Raw genomic sequence first — 17,339 nt, 5'->3', positions numbered from 1 at the left:
AAATAAAGAAAACAGCCTCATTGCACTGCTGCTAAAAGAGGGGTATACTGGTGATGGAGGCGATGCAAATTGGCAAACGAGGATAAAAAAGATTTTAACGCCATGCTGCAGGACAGCAAGGACATGCCCAAATTCCAGAAGCTTACAGACCGGAAAAGCATTGAGAAGTATGGCGGGGACAACATGTTTTTCGCTCCGCCCCTGGAGTATGACCGCCTGATGCGGCTGGTGCCCTTTGGCAGGCTCACTACAGTGGGGGCTTTGCGGGAACACCTGGCCCGGATAAACAGTGCAGACTTTACCGAGCCTATTACAGCGGGCATTTTTGTTTCCATCGCGGCCTGGGCCAGCTTCCAGCGGCAGGGGGACGAAACGCCCTACTGGCGCACCTTGAAAGCCGATGGGGAGCTGAACCCCAAATATCCTGGCGGCGTGTTGGCCCAGAAGGAAAAGCTGGAGGCAGAGGGCCACAGGGTTCTGCAGCGGGGGAGGAAGAATATCCGGTATTATATACAAAATTTTGAAGATTTCCTTGTGGATTTCTCCGCGCTTGCCCCCTGATTTTCTGGCTCCAGGCAGTTCCCAAATTTCCGGTTTTTGACTATAATAGAATAGTATGCTTCAAAATGACCGGGAAAGGACTGCCTTTATGCCTGAAACCATCTCCTATAAAAGCACCCGGATGGCCTGTTACCGGGGATACATTGTCCAAGGGATTGTCAACAACATAAGCCCCCTGCTTTTCGTCATTTTCCAAAAGGAATTCGGCGTTTCCTACACCATGATTTCCTCCCTGATCCTCTTTAACTTTGTCACCCAAATCCTGGTAGACCTGCTGTGCGTGCGCTTTGTCGACAAAATGGGCTACCGGGCCGCCGCTGTCATGGCCCATGTGTGCAGCGCTTTAGGGCTTACGCTGCTGGGGCTTCTGCCCCGGGTGCTGCCTTCTCCCTTTGCGGGCCTTGCCATCGCCACGGCGGTCAGCGCCATTGGCGGCGGTATGATAGAGGTGATTATCAGCCCCATTATCGACTCCCTGCCCTCAGACGCCAAGGACGCCAAAATGAGCCTGCTCCACTCCTTCTACTGCTGGGGCCAGGTGGCAGTGGTGCTGCTGACCACCCTGGCAGTGCGCCTGCTGGGAGAGGGGCTGTGGTGGGTGCTGCCCCTTTTCTGGGCCTTGCTGCCTGCCTATAACTGCGTGGCCTTTGCCACAGTGCCCCTGCGGCCTACTGTGCCGGAGGAGGAAAAGTCCCCCTTAAAAACCCTGTTCCGATCCGGCGTTTTTATAACCGCCATGGTGCTTATGCTCTGCGCTGGGGCCTCCGAGCTGGCCATGAGCCAGTGGAGTTCCCTTTTTGCGGAAAAGGCCCTGGGGGTGCCCAAGGTCATGGGCGATCTGCTTGGCCCCTGCCTCTTCGCCGTATTCATGGGGATTGGGCGCACTATTTACGGAATCTGGGGGGAAAAGCTGGATTTAAACCGGGCCTTGCTGTGTACCGCCTGCCTCTGCGCAGGGTGCTATCTGGGGGCAGCCCTGTTCTCCGCGCCCCTGGTTTCCCTGCTGTGCTGTTCCCTGTGTGGGTTTTCCATCAGCCTGATGTGGCCTGGGGTTCTCAGCGCCACTGCCGCCGCCTATCCCAAAGGGGGCACGGCCATGTTTGGCGTGCTGGCAGTGTGCGGGGACATCGGCTGCTCCTTAGGCCCTGCCCTCACAGGCGCTGTAAGCGACATCGCCCTGGGGCTGGGACGCGGGGAGCAGTGGGGTTTGAAGGCCGGTATGCTGGCAGCGGCCCTGTTCCCCATGGTGCTTATCCTGTGCCTGCTTCTTTCCCGGCGTTTTCAAAAGACCGCATAACCGTATTTTTTAAAGCGCTTTTCTTCGTCAGCAGCAGTAGGCTGGTAGTGTCAAGAGTTTTTCGCAAAATAGTAAGCAGGTTCTGTGGGAAAGAAGTCAGCCAGCGATAGAGACGCCTTCCAGGCTTGCCTCTAAGTGCTTCATATTCATGTACCTCTTACTGCCCCACTGAGTACCGGCTACATGGCGCAGCCTGGCACAGACCAGCATGAGGGCGGAGTTTCCGTCCGGGAAACAGCCCACCACACGGGTGCGGCGGCGGATTTCCCTGTTAAGCCGTTCAATGACATTATTGGTGCGGATGCGCGTCCAGTGTTCGCTGGGAAAATCGCAGTAGGCAAGCGTCTCTTCGATGCCATCTTCTACCTTCTTGGCGGCTTCTTTCAGTTTCATGGAACGAAGTTCCTCTACAACTGCTTTCGCCTTCTCCCGGGCGGCTTTTTTGCTCTCCTGAGCATGGATCGCCAAAGTTTGCGAAGCAAATCTTTTGAGCATCTCTTGGCTACCAGCTTTACCTTGGAGCGAGGTGTTACCGAGAACACATTGCGGTAAAAGCGGACCGTACAGCGCTGGTACTTGGCCTCCGGGAACACTTCTCCCACAGCCTCCAGCATCCCCAGGCACTTGTCCCCAACCACCAGCTTGACCCCGTCCAGACCGCGGCCACGCAGCCATTGGAAGAAGCTGGCCCAACTGGCCTTGTCCTCCTTCATCCCCTCGGCGGCACCCAAAACCTCACGGTATCCATCCTCATTTACCGCAATTGCCACCAAGATTGCCACATTTTCATACTCTCCGCCCCAGTTCCGCCGCAGATAGATCCCGTCCACATAAATGTAGGGATATCTGCCGCCCTGCAAGGGCCGATTCCGCCAATCCTCGATATGGACGTAGGCTTTCTTGTTCAGTTCGCTGATGGTGGCCGGAGATACCTTGCTGCCCCACAGCGCCTCGGTGATATCCTCCACCCGCCGGACTGACACCCCAGCCAAATACATCTCGATAAGCGCTTCCTCCACACTGCTCTCCCGTCGGCGGTACCGCTCGATAATGGCAGTCTCAAAAGAGATCCCCTTGAGTTTGGGCACCTTCAGGGTGACATCACCGGAAGTCGTGGTGAGATTACGGCTGTAGTGGCCGCTGCGGTACCCCTGCCGCTGCTCATTGCGCTCGTACCGCGCCACCTGGGTCAACTTCTCTACCTCTGCCTCTGCCTCCAGCAGCTCGTTCAGCGTTTCCTCCACGCTGCCTCGCACAAGTTCCTTGATCTGACACTTGATTACTTCCTCGTTTAGCTGTACAATCTTCTCAGACATGGTTTGCTGTCTCCTTTAGGAATGGTGTGTGGTAACTTCATTCTACCAGAATTCTGCAAACTATGTCTCTTTTCCTTTTTGCGAAACTTATTCTACCTTATCAGTAGGCTTCTTTTGAACGGTTCTTTTATTGATAACTTTAATAGCAGGCTGCACAGCACTAAAAAGGCAAGACAAACCGCCATGGTCTGTCTTGCCTTTAAGCTTTTAAGCGGACATCTATTTCTCCTGGGGGACAGGAAGATCCTTTACCAGCAGCAGCCGGGAAAGGCGCTGATCCTCAATTTTCAGTACGGTAACCGTCAGCCCTGCTACCTGCACCTGGGGGCGCTCCCCTTCCTTGGGGATGCGGCCCAGCAACTCTGTTACAAGCCCGGCGATGGTGTCATAGTCTCCTTCGGGCAGCTCCACCCCGGCCAAATCCGACACCTCGTCAATGGCGGCAGAACCGTCCACTGTAAAGGCCCGCTCGGAGAGGCGGAAAAATTCGTCCTCCTCATTGTCATACTCGTCCTGTATGTTCCCCACAATGGATTCCATCAGATCTTCCAGGGTGATAAGCCCTGCCGTACCGCCGTATTCGTCCACCACAATGGCTATCTGCACCTTGCGTTCCGTCATCTCTGTGAAAAGGGAACTGCACTTCTTTGTTTCCGGAATAAAGTAGGCGGGGCGCATAAAATCTGTAAGAGAGAGGCCCTGGGGGATGTCTGCCCCCACATAGGGCAGCAAATCCTTGGCATAGCAGATGCCCACCACAGAGTCGATATCCTCATGGTATACCGGCAGGCGGGAACACCCATGCTCTACGGCAGCTTCCACCAGCTCCCGGATAGGGGCGGTGTCCTCCACGGCAATAATGTCTGTGCGGTGTGTCATGGTTTCCCCGGCGGTGGTGTCATTAAAGTCCAGTATATTGGCTATCATATCCTTTTCTGTCTCCTCAATAACGCCCCGCTCCTCGCCCTTGCCCACCATCTGGAGGATTTCCTCCTCGGTCATAGCGTCCTCCAGGGCATGGGGATCGATGTGGAACAGGCGCAAAAGGCCGTTTGCAATCCAGGTGGAAAGCAGGAGCAGGGGCCGCGCCAGACAGGAAAGCCCCCAGATAAGGCCGGCCCAGCGCTTACAAAAGCTTTCAGCCCCGTGGCGGGCGCTCTTTTTAGGGAGCAGATCGGCAAAGAGGAAAAACACCAGCATGTAACACAGAGATACCAGCAGGCAGGAGAGGACAGGGGCCAGCTTCAAAGGCTGCAGGCCCTCTTGGGCCGGGGGCCAGAAGCCGCTGATGCACAAGCTCAGCCCTAAAAGCCCGCAAAAGAAAAGTCCTAGCTGCAAGGGGGTAACAGCGCCATTTTGGGCCTGCAAAACCTTTAGGAGGGTTTGAGACTTTTTGTCGCCGGACTCAGCGTCTTTTTTCACCTGGGAGGGGGATAAGCACCCCACAGCAGATTCCCCCGCCGCGTACAGCGCGGCAAGCAGCAGGCATAAGACTGTGAGCACAGTGGAAACGGCAAGCGTACCGTCAGGTTCGGGAGGCATGAAAAGGAAACTCCTTTCGGGATGAAATTTAGTTACTTTGCGTTTATTTTACAGGAAAGGCCAGGGTTTGTCAAATGCTTCTCCGCAAAAGAGTTATAATGTACTGTTTAAAAAGCGCGGCTTTCCTTGCCTGTGCCCGTTAAAAATGCTATACTAATAATTAATAAACGGAGCTAAGAGGAGGGAAACAGCCATGATGGAGGTTGTGTTCAGCGACAGTGCCGCCGGAAGCCTGAAATGCGCCCTGGGCCGCAAAGGCGTGACAGAAAGCCACGTTATAGGCATTATCGGGGGAGACGGCCTGACAAAAGCGGAACAGCGTGCGCGAATACAGCAGGCCCGGGAGCAAGAGCGCAGGGCCTGGGAACAGGCTGTGCCTCTGGAGGGAAGCCCTGGAGACGTGCTGTGCTTCCCCCTGTACGAAAGCGTGGGGGACATTTCCGGAGAGGACATAGGCCCCCAGCGGGAGCAGGTGCTGAAAGAGCTTCTGGGAACCTGCCCGGAAGGGGCGGAAGCGGCACAGGCTATGGCGGAAACAGGGCGGCAGAGCCTGAGGCGGCTTATGGAGCGGGCTGCCCTGGGAGAGCCTTTCCGGGTGTGGGCCAGCGGAAGCCCGGACGAAGCCTGCGGCCTCTGCTGGCTCTTGGAACAGCTCCGGCCTTTGGGACTGGAAAGCCTCTCATGCACCTGCGTGCCCCTGCCGCCATGCAGGGAGTGGGAAGCGGGGACGCTGACGGCGTACCAGTCCTGGGCGGAGGCGGAGCCGCACCAGTGGGGGCGGCTGGCGGGGGAGGGGAGGAAGCTTTCCCCGGCCTGGGCCAGGATGCTCCAAAACCGCTGGCGGGAGCTGCAGGAGGAAAACGCGCCGCTGCGGGCAGTGGTGAACGGGCGGCTGGTAAGCGTGCCGGAGGAGTTTTACGACCCCTTTATTGCCCGGGAAATCGCGGTTCAGGGCAGGGAATTCCAGGAGGCTGTGGTGGTGGGGCGCGTGCTGGGCAGATACCGGCTGGGGATAGGCGACGGCTGGGTGGCCAGGCGCATAGAAGCCTTTATCCAGGCGGGCCTTTTGGAGGCTGTCACCCAGCCGGAGAAGGATGAGCCAGGTTATCACAGGATTTTGCGCAAAGTCGTGGGAGAGCGTCCCACACCCTGTAAGCCCTTTTTTAAATGGGCTTAACCTTAAAATTTGTTGCAAAATAAAAAGGGTGGCAGCATAGCTGCCACCCTTTTTAGCGTCTGCGCTTTTTCCGGGGATAAGGCTTTGGCTCGTCAGTTAGTTCCAGCAGGTAATCCACGCTGGTGTTGTAAAATTCGCTGAGTTTGATGAGCACTTCTGTAGGAATGTCCCGATAGCCCAGTTCATAATTTGAGTAGCAAGCTTGTGTACAGTGGAGGTAGGTTGCTAAAGCCTGCTGCTTCAAGTCCATATCTTCACGCAAATCCCGAATCTTCTGGTACATAAATACGCCCTCCCTCCTTAACTGTCTTACGGCAGATAGGTCTTTTTAGGGGGCCTTCTTGGGTAAGGCTTTGGCTCATCGGTGAGGCCCAACAAATAGTCTGTGCTGGTGTTATAAAGCTGGCTCAATTTGATGAGCACATTTAAAGGAATCTCACGGTCACCGCGTTCGTAGCGGGAATAGCATACCTGCGAGCATTGCAGGTATGCCGCCACGTCTTTTTGGAATAAATCATGATCTTCCCGTAAGTCTTTTATCCTCTGAAGCATAGTCCATCTCCCATTTTTGTATTGGGTCTTTACCAGAAAGTATAGACATGACAAAATGGCATATTGACAATAGATACCAAAATGGTTTATGATAATTGGGAGATTTTTATTCCAGAAAGGGGACAGGAACATGAGCACAGGTTTTATAATTGCGCTGGTGATACTGGCGCTGGCAGTCCACATTACGATTGTCATAGCTATGAACCAGGCTATGGAGGACAAAGGCTATGGCCGCGGGAGGGTTCGCGCCATCGGCTTGGTGCTGTGCGCGGTGTGCGGGTTCTGTGGGTGCGTCTATGTGGCGGCTTTGTCGGATCTCGTTTCCCAGGAGGCAGGCCGGAGGATTTTGAAAAGTTTGGAAAAGAAACCGTAAACAAAGCGGGAGGGGGCGGGGAAGCCGTCCTGTTTCTGCAATAATGAGGAAAAGCGCGGCAGGCAGGATGAACCCCGCAGCCTTCCGTAAAAATTTTGCAAAAGGCTGATTTTTGCCTTTACAGCACTCGAAAAAAATGGTAGAATAAAACAACACGGGCATGTCCCGGCGTTTTGTCGCGCCCAAATGCCCGATGGAGCAGTTCCGATCATCCTAAAAGGAGGAAATCGTTATTATGGCAAGAAAAATGAAAACCATGGATGGCAACAACGCTGCCGCGCATGTCTCTTATGCCTTTACAGACGTTGCCGCCATCTACCCCATCACGCCCTCTTCCGTGATGGCTGACGAAACCGACAAGTATGCCGCCGCCGGGCGGAAGAACCTGTTCGGCAGAGAGGTGCGCGTAACAGAGATGCAGTCTGAGGCTGGCGCTGCCGGCGCTGTCCACGGCTCCCTTGCCGCAGGCGCGCTGACCACCACCTACACCGCATCCCAGGGCCTGCTGCTGATGATTCCCAACATGTACAAAATCGCCGGCGAGCTGCTGCCCAGCGTCATCCACGTCTCCGCCCGTACAGTGGCTACCCATGCCCTGAACATCTTCGGCGACCACTCCGACGTGTATGCCTGCCGCCAGACCGGCTATGCCATGCTGTGCGCCAACTCCCCCCAGGAGGTTATGGATCTGGGCGCTGTGGCCCACCTGGCCGCCATTAAGGGCAAAGTGCCTTTCCTCCATTTCTTTGACGGCTTCCGTACCTCCCACGAAGTGCAGAAGATCGAAACCTGGGACTATGAGGATCTGGGCGAGATGCTGGACTGGGACGCTGTAAATGATTTCCGCCGCAATGCCCTGAACCCCGAGCATCCTGTGCTGCGCGGCCAGGCCCAGAACGGCGACATCTTCTTCCAGGCCCGCGAGGCTTGCAACAAGTATTACGATGCAGTGCCCCAGGTTGTTGTTGACTACATGGACAAGGTCAACGAGAAGATCGGCACAAACTATAAGCCCTTCAACTATTATGGCGCTCCCGATGCCGACAAGGTTATCATCGCCATGGGTTCCGCCTGCGAGACCATTGAGGAAGTCATCGACTACCTGCTGGCTGCCGGCGAGAAGGTAGGCCTTGTGAAGGTTCACCTGTACCGCCCCTTTGTGGCAAAGTACCTGCTGGACGTGCTGCCAGAGACGGTTAAGACCATCTCTGTGCTGGACCGCACCAAGGAGCCTGGCTCCATCGGCGAGCCTCTGTACCTGGACGTGCTGGCTGCCATCAACGGCACCCAGTTCGGCGTGTGCCCCGTGCTCTCCGGCCGCTATGGCCTGGGCAGCAAGGACACCAAGCCCAGCGACATCATTGCCGTATACCGCAACATGGAGAGCAGCGAGCCTAAGAAGCGCTTCACTATTGGCATTGTGGATGACGTAACCCATCTGTCCCTGGATGTGAAGGAAGATCCGGATACCGCTCCTGCAGGCACCACCTCCTGCAAGTTCTGGGGCCTTGGCTCTGACGGCACTGTGGGCGCCAACAAGAACTCCATTAAGATTATCGGCGACCACACCGACATGTATGCCCAGGGCTACTTCGACTATGACTCCAAGAAGTCCGGCGGCCTGACCATTTCCCACCTGCGTTTCGGCCACACCCCCATCAAGTCCACCTATTACATTTCCAAGGCGGACTTTGTGGCCTGCTCCAACCCTGCATACCTGGAGACCTATGACATGGTGCAGGATCTGAAGAAGGGCGGCAGCTTCCTCCTCAACTGCGCCTGGAATGCAGAAGAGCTGAACGACCGCCTACCCGGCAAGGTGAAGAAGTTCATCGCTGACAATGAGATCAACTTCTACACCATCGACGCTTTTGCCATTGGCAAGGAGTTAGGGCTTGGCACCCGCACCAACACGGTGCTCCAGTCCGCGTTCTTCTCCATCGCCAAGATCATCCCCGCTGAGGATGCCATCCAGTATATGAAGGACGCTGCCCAGAAGTCTTACGGCCGCAAGGGCGAGGCTGTCGTCAAGATGAACCACGACGCTATCGATCGGGGCGCCACTGGTTATGTGAAGGTAGACGTGCCTGCTTCCTGGAAGGACGCTGTGGATGACAGCCAGAAGAAGGTTGCCACCGGCGGCCGTCCCGAGCTGGTGGATTATGTAAACAACGTAGTGTTCCCTGTGAACTCCTTCCACGGCAAGGATCTGCCGGTTTCCACCTTCGAGAAGTATGCTGACGGCACCAGCCCCCAGGGCACCGCTGCTTATGAGAAGCGCGGCGTGGCTGTGGACGTGCCCCAGTGGATTCCCGAGAACTGCATCCAGTGCAACCAGTGCTCTTATGTGTGCCCCCATGCTGTTATCCGTCCCATCGCCATGACCGATGAGGAACTGAAGAACGCGCCCGAGGGCACCCTCTCCAAGCCCATGACCGGCGTGCCCGGCATGAACTTTGCCATGGTTATCTCCACCCTGGACTGCACAGGCTGCGGCTCCTGCGTGACCACCTGCCCCGCCAAGACCAAAGCCCTGCAGATGGCTCCCATCGACTCCCAACGTCCCCAGCAGGCTGTGTTCAACTATGCTATCGACCTGCCTGTTAAGGAAGCTGTTGCCGAGAAGTTCAAGGAAACTTCCGTCAAGGGCAGCCAGTTCAAGCAGCCCCTGCTGGAGTTCTCCGGCGCCTGCGGCGGCTGCGGCGAGACTCCCTATGCGAAGCTGGCCACACAGCTCTTTGGCGACAAGATGTTTATCGCCAACGCTACCGGCTGCTCTTCCATCTGGGGCGGTTCCGCACCTGCCACTCCCTACACTGTCAACAAGAAGGGCCACGGCCCCGCTTGGGAAAACTCCCTGTTTGAGGACAACGCCGAGTTCGGCCTGGGCATGACCCTGGCCCAGAACGCCGTGCGCGGCCGCCTCAAGGAGCTGACCGAGAAGCTGTGCGCCATTGAATATTGCGTGCCCGAAATCAAGGAAGCCGCCAAAGCCTGGATGGACACCATGTGGGACAGCAAGTCCAACGGCCCCGCTGCCGAGGCTTATATCGCGGCCCTGGAGAACGGCGTGATGACTGTGGACGAGAACATCGCTTTTGCCAGCTCTCCCAAGGCTCAGGAAGTCTTTGGTGACAAGGCTCCCGAGTTCCTGGCACATGCCCAGGCCCGCAAGGCCGCAGGCGAGAAGTATTGCGACTGCGAAGCCTGCACCCTGGCTCTGGAGATTTTGAAGGACAAGGATTACCTTGCCAAGAAGTCCATGTGGATTCTGGGCGGCGACGGCTGGGCCTATGATATCGGCTTCGGCGGCGTTGACCATGCCCTGGCTTCCGGCGAGAACATCAACATCCTGGTGTTCGACACCGAGGTGTACTCCAACACCGGCGGACAGGCCAGCAAGTCCACTCCCTGCGGCTCTGTAGCCCAGTTTGCCGCTACTGGCAAGGCCCAGAAGAAGAAGGATCTGGCGGCTATCGCCATGAGCTATGGCTATGTGTACGTGGCCCAGGTTGCCATGGGCGCCGACATGAACCAGTGCATCAAAGCCTTCTCCGAGGCTGAGAGCTACAATGGCCCCTCCATCATCCTGGCCTACGCTCCCTGCATCAACCATGGCATTAAGGGCGGCATGGGCGTTTCCATGGTGGAAGAGAAGAAGGCTGTGGCTGCTGGCTACTGGCATAACTTCCGCTTCGATCCCCGTCGGGCCGACGCAGGGGAGAACCCCTTCCAGCTCGACAGCAAGGAGCCTTCCGCTTCCTACCGCGACTTTATCATGGGCGAAGTGCGCTATAACAGCCTGACCCGTTCCTTCCCGGAGCGCGCCGAGACGCTGTTCGCAAACGCTGAGAAGTATGCAGCGGAGAAGTATGCGAAGCTGAAGAAGATGGCGGAATAATGGGAAAAATCCCCGTTTAAATCTATATGTTTCCTGAAAGAGGGGCTTGTCTGGTTCGCCGGACAGGCCCCTCTGCTTTTTGCCGGGGAAATTTTTTTCAAGGCATGTTGCCAAAGCTTCCCATCCGCCGTCTAATATAGTAAACGCACTTGAAAATCGGTACATCCCGATTTTCAAGTTGAGCGGCTGAGCCACCTGGTTCAAAAGAGGGTTTCTGTCTCTTTTGAACTGCGTTAACTATAAACAGGAAAGAATTTAAGGGCTTTTTCCTGCCCTGCCTATATGGGGGTGGTAACTTTTTTAGCGGGAAGGAATGGGGATTTATGAAAAAAAGAAAAAAACCATTGGACTTTTCTTCTAATTATGGTACAATAAGCATAGCAACACGCGGCAGGGCAGGAGCTTGGCCGCGGGCAAAGGGAGGAGTGCGTTTTATGAAAAGATGGATGTGCCTGGTTTTAGGTTTATGCATGACGGCGGCGCTGCTGTCCGCCTGCGGGGAGGATGACAAGAAGAATGACAGCAGCTTGCCCAGCAGTTCCGGGACAGGCAGCAGCACAGTTACGCCAATTGCTGTGTCACCTTCCCCCACGCCGGAGCAGATGGCAAAGGCTGTAAAGGTAAAAGCGGATGACGGGTTGAATGTCCGCTCCAAGGGATCTACTGACGGGGACAAACTGGGCCTTGCTAAAAACGGATCCAAGCTGGCATTGCTGGTAGAGGACGAAAAAGACGGCTGGTACCAGGTTTCCTATAACGGCAAAGCGGCCTATGTTTCTGCCGAATATGTAGAGGTGGTGGAAGTAACCCTGGACGAATATAACAAGCTGAAAGAAGAAGCCGGCAAGGATAGCAAAACCAGCGGCAAGGACGAGGATAAGGATAACTCTGCCTCTTCCAAGGAGGAGGACAGTTCTCTGGCATCTTCCGGCGGCGATGACGAGGACGGGGAGTAAAGCTTTTGCTATGAATATTTTGATTGTTGGAGGCGGTCTGCTGGGCAGGCGGATTGCCCAGATGCTGGATGAACTGGGCCACAGCGTGTCCATTGTGGACGAGAGCGAGGACAATCTGGCCCAGCTCAGCGATAGTTTTCAGGGGGTGACAGCCCAGGGCTTTCCCATGGACATGAATGCCCTGCGGCAGGCTGGCATTGAAGGCTGCGACGCGGTGGCGGCTGTGACCTCAGATGACAACCTGAATATTGCTGTGGGGCAGATGGCCAAGGATGTTTTTGGCGTGCCCAAGGTTGTGGCGCGGATTTCCGATCCGGACAGGGAGAGCATTTTCCAGAAGGCCGGCCTGCTTACGGCCTGCCCTACCAACATGGCGGCGGACAAGCTGGCGGCAGCGCTGATAAGCCCTTTCCAGGCCCGGCAGGTCACCTTTGGGGAGGCAACTATCTCCTTGCAGTCCCGTTTGGTGGAGCGGAAAATGGCAGGCCACACCACAGCGCACCTGGAGCCTGCCCCAGAGGAGGGCCTGTTTGGTCTGATTAAGAAAGGCGGGCGGTTCCTGCTTTTCCAGGGGGAACCGCTGGCGCTGGAGGCCGGGGATCTGGTGGTGTACAGCAGGGTGATTGATTAGGCGAAAGGGAGGAAGCCCTCATGCAGATGGTAATTGTGGGCGGCGGCAAGGCTGGGTGGAATCTGGCCCGGGCGCTGCTGGAGCGCAGGCATTCTGTGACGCTGGTGGAGAAAGACAGAGCACGCTGCCGGGAACTGGCGGACGCTTTGGATGCTGCCATTTACCCTGGAGACGGCACCCATGTGCCTGTATTAGAGGCGGCAGGCACCTATGGCGCAGATTGCGTGATGGCAGTGACAGGGGTGGATCAGGATAACCTGGTGTGTGCCCAACTGGCCCAGAACCATTTTGGGGCGAAAAAGGTAATTGTGCGGGTGAACGATCCCCGCAACGCCGGCACATTCCGGGCGCTGGGCATCCACAATATTGTGAGCAGCACGGATATCCTGACAAAGATGATTGAGCAGGAGGCGGATATGGCCCACATGCACCTGATTGCCAGCCTGAATAAGGGCAAGGGGGAGATAAGCTCCATCACGTTAAGTCCTGATACAGCCTGGGCCGGGGTGCGCCTGATGGATATGAAGCTGCCAAAAGGCGCTTTGGTGATTTCCGTCATCCGCCAGGGGGAACTGACTATCCCTAACGGCGCAACAGTGCTGAACCCTGGGGACGAGCTGGTGGCTGTCAGCGAAGAGCGCAGCCAGAAAGCCCTGCGCAGAGTGCTTTCAGAAACAAAGTAAAATACATTTGTATAAGAAAAAGGATCCCGCAGAGGGGATCCTTTTTTGTTTGCTGTAAAGCAGGCTTTTCAGCTTGGGAAAGGGATTATTCCGGGGCTTTCATGCTTTCCACCATGCTGATATTTTTCAGCTTCCTAGCCATCACCAAGTTCACTAACACGCTGAACAGCAGGGTCAGCAGGGCAGACCACAGGTAGCTTAAAGGGTACACGCTTCTGCCAAACATGACGATATCCACTTCTGCTGTGCGGATGACAAACTGGTGCAGGGCCACGCCCAGGCCCAGCCCTGCAAGACAGCCGATTATCGTAAGGATGGCTGTTTCCCGGTATACATAGGCCGCCACCTCCCGGTCGAAAAAGCCCAGCACCTTGATGGTGGCAAGCTCTTTTTCCCGCTCGGTGATGTTAATATTGGTCAGATTATACAGCACCACAAAGGCCAAGGCCCCGGCAGAGATAATCAGCACCACCACAATCAGGTTCAGGCTTTGGATGGTGTTGTCAAAGCTGCGGGAAATCTCTGTGTTGAAGGTGGTCATGGCTACATCCCGGCACTGGAGCAGGGCAGTGGTTAAGGCTGTCTCGCTCTGGGGCGATTCCCCTTCCGGCAGGCGGCACAGAATGGAATTCATCTCTGCCGCCTCTCCGAAAGCCTCCTCATAGGCGGCAGGGGAGAGGTACAGGGTGTGGTGGACATAGTTTTCGCAGATATCGGTGATGGTGAGGGAGGCTTCCTGCTCGTTGTGGTTTTGCAGGGTGATTGTGTCCCCGATTCGCAGGTGCTGGCGCTCTGCCAGCTTTTCCGTAATAATAACAGCGTTTTCGTCGAAGATAACTTCCCCGCCGTCTGTCCTGTGGCGGAAGGTGTAATATTCCGGCAGCAGGGAAACGTCGGAGGGGACGAAAATGGTCACACTGTCGGCGGGATAGTCCCCGGCAGGCACCACCGTGCCTGCATCCTGCATGGCGGGCAGGAAGCCTGCCACCCGGCTTTCATCCTCTAAAATGTCCTGCAGGTCACGGCCTTCTAAAGCGCTTTCCTCTGACAGGCCTATTGTAAGCTGGTAGTGGTTCAGCTCTGTAAACTGCTTGGCAGTGATGTCAGAGATAGAGTCTTTCACCCCAAAACCTGTCAGCAGCAGAGCTGTGCAGCCGGCGATGCCGGTTATAGTCATGAAAAACCGCTTCTTATAGCGGATAAGGTTCCGGGCCGTCACCTTCTGGGTAAATTTCAGGCGGCTCCACAGGGGCGTGATATATTCCAGCAGAATGCGTTTTCCCGCTTTGGGAGCTTTGGGCAGCATCAGCCGGGCGGGAACCTCCCGAAGTTCGTGCCAGCAGGCGTTGAGGGTAGCGCCCATGGTACACACCACTGCCGCAATGGAAGCGATGGCGGCATACAGCCAGTTAAAGGGTGTGAGCACATAGGGGATGTCATACATAATGTTGTAGGCTGTGATGATAATGGAGGGGAACAGCCAGGAGCCTACGGCCAGGCCTATGGCGCACCCGGCCAGGCTGGCCGCCGCGGCATACAGCAGGTATTTCACCGCTATCTGCCCGGAGCTGTACCCCAGGGCCTTCAAGGTGCCGATTTGCTGCCTGTCCTCCTCCACCATGCGGGTCATGGTGGTGAGGGCCACCAGCGCCGCCACCAGGAAGAAGAACAGGGGGAACACAGCGGCAATGGCGGCTATTTTGTCCGCGTTGCCTGCGTAGCTTGCGTAGCTGGTGTTGTCCATCCGGTCAAATACATACCACTGGCCTTCTTCAATATCCCGTATCTGGGCTTCTCCGTCCAGTATCTGCTCCCAGGCGTCTGCCAGTTCTTTGTCAGCCTCAGCCTTGCCCTCGTCATATTCCTTCTGGCCCTCTGCCAGCTCCTTTTTGGCATCCTCCAACTGCTGTATGCCATCATCATACTGGGCCTGGGCGTCTGCAAGCTGGGCCTCCGCTTCTGCAAGCTGGTTTTCCCCTTCCTGCTTTGACTGCCGCAGCAAGGCGGCGTTTTGATCCAGTTGGGCTTTCTGCCCGGAAAGGGCCGCCTGCTGGGTTTGTAGGTTCGCGCGCTGGGCAGAAAGTTCCTTTTGGCCCTTGTCAACCTCTGCCCGGCTGGCCTGCACCTGCTGGGCATTCTGCGCATACGCCGCTTTTCCCGCTTCCAAAGCCTGCCTGGCCCCGGCGGTATCAGTGCCCTGGGCCTGCAGGGCCAGCAGGCTTCCTTGCAGGGGGGCAAACTGCTCTGCCGCTTCCGGGGAAACAGCGCTTAGCTGCGCGATGAGCGCCAAAGCTGCCGCGTCAGAGGTGTCGTTTACCTCCAGCCCCAGGCCTTTGGCGGCTTCCCACAAAAGGGCCTTGCCGTTTTCCAGGGAAGCGAGGTTTGCTTCCTGCTGGTCAAGCTGCTCTTTGGCCTTTAGAAGCTGGCTTTCAGCGGCTTCCACCTGGGCCTTGCCTTCATCCAGCTTTTTCTGGGCGGCGTCTAGCTGCCGCCGCCCGCTGTCTATCTGCTGCTGATACTGGTTTATCTGGGCATAGCCGCTGTCTATCTGCTGCTGGGCAGAGGCGGTTTGGGACTGGAGCGCGGCCTGGTTATCCGAAAGGGCGGCTTTGCCGTCCTCAATCTCTTGCTTCGCGTCCAGCAGCTTCTGCTGGTTTTCCTCAATTTCCTTCTGCCCGTCTGTAAGCTTTTCCAGGGCTTCCGCCAACTCCTGCTCCGCGTCGGCTTTGCCCGTTTCATATTCCGATTTGGCTTCTGCCAGCTCAGCCTCTGCCTCGCCTTTTATCTCTTCATACCGCGCTTTGGCCCGGCCTTCCCCCAGTGCCTCCAGGCGTTCCCGCAGCCCGTCCACCGTTTTTTCATAGGCGCCGTCAAAGGAATTCCAGTTTTTAACCCCTTCGGCGGTAAGATAGGCGCCAGTGTAATAGTCTGTGTGGAAGCTTTCCGGCACAGTGAGGGCGAACATGTCAATGGTGCCGCTGCCGGCAGAGGTGTGCTCCTGCTCCATGGAGAGATAGGTAGAGCTTTGCACCGTGCCCACTACTGTGAAGGAGGCAGGCACTGTGTCCTCCAGATCCTGCCCGTCCTGCAGGGCAAGGGTTTCTCCTATCCAGTCCCGCTTTTCTATCAGGGTCTTTGTGAGGATAACGGCACATTCCCCGGCCTGTTCCGGCAGGCGGCCCGACATCAGCACCGGCGTGTTGATGCTGGGCGCCCCCTCTTCCGGCAAGGTGTGCATCCGCAGGGTGAGATCATCCCCTTCCTGGGATTCCACCACAAAATCCATGTCGCGGACAGGCATTACGCCCTCTATGCCGTCCATTTCCTCCAGCAGGCGGATGTCCTCCTTCGTCATCCCCAGGGTGGAGACGGCCCGCAAATCGTAAAAATCTGTGTCGTCGTAATACTGCTCCGCCGAGGCCCGCATGTCTCCTGGAGAGGAGAGCAGCCCAGCCAGGAACCCTACCCCCAGGGCCACAATGGCGAAAATCGCCAGGAACCGGGAGAGGGAGCTGCGCACAGTGCGCAGGATGGACTTGCAATATGTCTTTTTCATAGCATTCCCCGCCCTCCTTTTGTTCCTGCTACCACTCGATTTCCTCTACGGGAGTGGGATGAGGGTTCACTTCATTGGAGAGAGCCTTGCCGCTCTTTATACGGATGACCCGGTCTGCCATAGCTGTCAAGGCCCCGTTGTGGGTGATAATCAGCACTGTGCGCCCGGTGCGGCGGCAGGTGTCCTGCAAAAGCCCCAGCACTGCCTTCCCGGTGTTGTAGTCTAAAGCGCCTGTCGGCTCATCGCACAAAAGAAGCTTAGGATTTTTGGCCAAGGCCCGGGCAATGGCAACCCGCTGCTGTTCGCCGCCGGAAAGCTGGGCCGGGAAGTTTTTCAGCCTGTCCCCCAGGCCCACGTCCTGCAAGGTCTGGGCGGCATCCAAGGGATCCCGGCAGATTTCGCTTGCCAGCTCCACATTTTCCAAAGCTGTCAGGTTCTGCACCAGGTTATAAAACTGGAACACAAAGCCCACTTCATGGCGGCGGTAGGTTGTGAGCTGCCGGGGATTGTAGCCGCTTATCACATTGCCGTCCAGGGTGATGGTTCCTTCGTCGCAGGTGTCCATGCCTCCCAGCATGTTCAGCACAGTGGTTTTGCCTGCCCCTGAAGGCCCTACAATTACGCAGAATTCCCCTTTTTCCACAAAGAAGCTGATGTGGTCAGCGGCGGCAATGGTGTTGCCGCCCATCGTGTAAAATTTGCACACGTTTTCAAACTCAATAAAATGCGACATGAGAATACCCTCCTGACCGCTTATTTGTATACTTGAAGTATAAACAGGATGTGTGAAGGCA

General features: G+C 56.4%; 13 protein-coding genes and 1 pseudogene. 8 read left to right on the top strand and 6 right to left on the bottom strand.

Annotation, left to right across the window (positions count from 1 at the left end):
• Positions 1–69: 69 nt before the first annotated feature.
• Both VSQ30_RS10545 and VSQ30_RS10540 read left to right on the top strand, forming a co-directional pair.
• Positions 70–561 (top strand): MGMT family protein, encoded by a 492-nt coding sequence (locus VSQ30_RS10545; RefSeq protein ID WP_160641989.1) that lies wholly within the window; start codon positions 70–72, stop codon positions 559–561.
• A gap of 88 nt (positions 562–649) precedes the next feature.
• Positions 650–1,858, top strand: a complete 1,209-nt coding sequence (locus VSQ30_RS10540) for an MFS transporter (RefSeq protein WP_334463943.1) — start codon at positions 650–652, stop codon at positions 1,856–1,858.
• Between the two features lie 96 nt (positions 1,859–1,954).
• Here the strand turns inward: VSQ30_RS10540 and VSQ30_RS10535 are convergent.
• Positions 1,955–3,174 (bottom strand): annotated as a pseudogene (locus VSQ30_RS10535) (IS256 family transposase).
• A gap of 219 nt (positions 3,175–3,393) precedes the next feature.
• Entirely contained in the window at positions 3,394–4,716 is a 1,323-nt protein-coding gene (locus VSQ30_RS10530) for a hemolysin family protein (RefSeq protein ID WP_334463942.1), read from the bottom strand.
• Positions 4,717–4,909: 193 nt separating this feature from the next.
• On the opposite strand from VSQ30_RS10530, the gene VSQ30_RS10525 reads away from it, so the two are divergent.
• Complete coding sequence (locus tag VSQ30_RS10525) at positions 4,910–5,893, top strand: DUF3658 domain-containing protein (protein WP_334463941.1); 984 nt, start codon at positions 4,910–4,912, stop codon at positions 5,891–5,893.
• 52 nt (positions 5,894–5,945) lie between these two features.
• On the opposite strand, the gene VSQ30_RS10520 is transcribed toward VSQ30_RS10525, so the two are convergent.
• A complete protein-coding gene (locus tag VSQ30_RS10520) occupies positions 5,946–6,176 on the bottom strand; it encodes a helix-turn-helix domain-containing protein (RefSeq protein ID WP_160641985.1) in 231 nt (76 codons plus the stop codon).
• Positions 6,177–6,202: 26 nt separating this feature from the next.
• Positions 6,203–6,445, bottom strand: a complete 243-nt coding sequence (locus VSQ30_RS10515) for a helix-turn-helix domain-containing protein (protein WP_334463940.1) — start codon at positions 6,443–6,445, stop codon at positions 6,203–6,205.
• Positions 6,446–6,575: 130 nt separating this feature from the next.
• Between VSQ30_RS10515 and VSQ30_RS10510 the strand changes: the two genes are divergently transcribed.
• The 5 genes from VSQ30_RS10510 to VSQ30_RS10490 all read left to right on the top strand — a co-directional run bounded on the left by VSQ30_RS10510 (position 6,576) and on the right by VSQ30_RS10490 (position 12,989).
• Positions 6,576–6,818: a hypothetical protein gene (locus VSQ30_RS10510; protein WP_334463938.1), complete on the top strand. Its 243-nt coding sequence runs from the start codon at positions 6,576–6,578 to the stop codon at positions 6,816–6,818.
• A gap of 235 nt (positions 6,819–7,053) precedes the next feature.
• Positions 7,054–10,719, top strand: coding sequence for a pyruvate:ferredoxin (flavodoxin) oxidoreductase (gene nifJ / locus VSQ30_RS10505; protein ID WP_334463937.1), 3,666 nt, complete (start codon positions 7,054–7,056; stop codon positions 10,717–10,719).
• Between the two features lie 434 nt (positions 10,720–11,153).
• Positions 11,154–11,675, top strand: a complete 522-nt coding sequence (locus tag VSQ30_RS10500; protein WP_160641981.1) for an SH3 domain-containing protein — start codon at positions 11,154–11,156, stop codon at positions 11,673–11,675.
• Positions 11,676–11,685: 10 nt separating this feature from the next.
• Positions 11,686–12,306, top strand: coding sequence for a potassium channel family protein (locus VSQ30_RS10495; RefSeq protein ID WP_160641980.1), 621 nt, complete (start codon positions 11,686–11,688; stop codon positions 12,304–12,306).
• A gap of 20 nt (positions 12,307–12,326) precedes the next feature.
• The gene (locus VSQ30_RS10490) at positions 12,327–12,989 is read left to right on the top strand and encodes a potassium channel family protein (RefSeq protein WP_334463936.1); all 663 of its coding nucleotides are present in this window, start codon (positions 12,327–12,329) and stop codon (positions 12,987–12,989) included.
• A gap of 85 nt (positions 12,990–13,074) precedes the next feature.
• Here VSQ30_RS10490 and VSQ30_RS10485 read toward each other — a convergent pair whose 3' ends face one another.
• Positions 13,075–16,545, bottom strand: coding sequence for an FtsX-like permease family protein (locus VSQ30_RS10485; RefSeq protein WP_334463935.1), 3,471 nt, complete (start codon positions 16,543–16,545; stop codon positions 13,075–13,077).
• A 28-nt stretch (positions 16,546–16,573) separates the two neighbouring features.
• Complete coding sequence (locus VSQ30_RS10480) at positions 16,574–17,278, bottom strand: ABC transporter ATP-binding protein (protein WP_334463934.1); 705 nt, start codon at positions 17,276–17,278, stop codon at positions 16,574–16,576.
• Positions 17,279–17,339 lie beyond the last annotated feature (61 nt).

The sequence above is a fragment of the Acutalibacter sp. JLR.KK004 genome, assembly GCF_036941085.1.
Taxonomy (GTDB): Bacteria; Bacillota; Clostridia; order Oscillospirales; family Acutalibacteraceae; genus Acutalibacter.
Note: the sequence above shows the minus strand (reverse complement) of the source record. Positions and strands in the feature narration are given on the sequence as shown.

Bases quoted from the DNA above. Each gene is read 5' to 3' on its own strand.
- VSQ30_RS10490 (WP_334463936.1), top strand. From the start codon at position 12,327: ATGCAGATGGTAATTGTGGGCGGCGGCAAGGCTGGGTGGAATCTGGCC.
- VSQ30_RS10500 (WP_160641981.1), top strand. From the start codon at position 11,154: ATGAAAAGATGGATGTGCCTGGTTTTAGGTTTATGCATGACGGCGGCG.
- VSQ30_RS10540 (WP_334463943.1), top strand. From the start codon at position 650: ATGCCTGAAACCATCTCCTATAAAAGCACCCGGATGGCCTGTTACCGG.
- VSQ30_RS10480 (WP_334463934.1), bottom strand. From the start codon at position 17,278: ATGTCGCATTTTATTGAGTTTGAAAACGTGTGCAAATTTTACACGATG.
- VSQ30_RS10515 (WP_334463940.1), bottom strand. From the start codon at position 6,445: ATGCTTCAGAGGATAAAAGACTTACGGGAAGATCATGATTTATTCCAA.
- VSQ30_RS10510 (WP_334463938.1), top strand. From the start codon at position 6,576: ATGAGCACAGGTTTTATAATTGCGCTGGTGATACTGGCGCTGGCAGTC.
- VSQ30_RS10530 (WP_334463942.1), bottom strand. From the start codon at position 4,716: ATGCCTCCCGAACCTGACGGTACGCTTGCCGTTTCCACTGTGCTCACA.
- VSQ30_RS10525 (WP_334463941.1), top strand. From the start codon at position 4,910: ATGATGGAGGTTGTGTTCAGCGACAGTGCCGCCGGAAGCCTGAAATGC.
- VSQ30_RS10495 (WP_160641980.1), top strand. From the start codon at position 11,686: ATGAATATTTTGATTGTTGGAGGCGGTCTGCTGGGCAGGCGGATTGCC.
- VSQ30_RS10485 (WP_334463935.1), bottom strand. From the start codon at position 16,545: ATGAAAAAGACATATTGCAAGTCCATCCTGCGCACTGTGCGCAGCTCC.
- nifJ (WP_334463937.1), top strand. From the start codon at position 7,054: ATGGCAAGAAAAATGAAAACCATGGATGGCAACAACGCTGCCGCGCAT.
- VSQ30_RS10520 (WP_160641985.1), bottom strand. From the start codon at position 6,176: ATGTACCAGAAGATTCGGGATTTGCGTGAAGATATGGACTTGAAGCAG.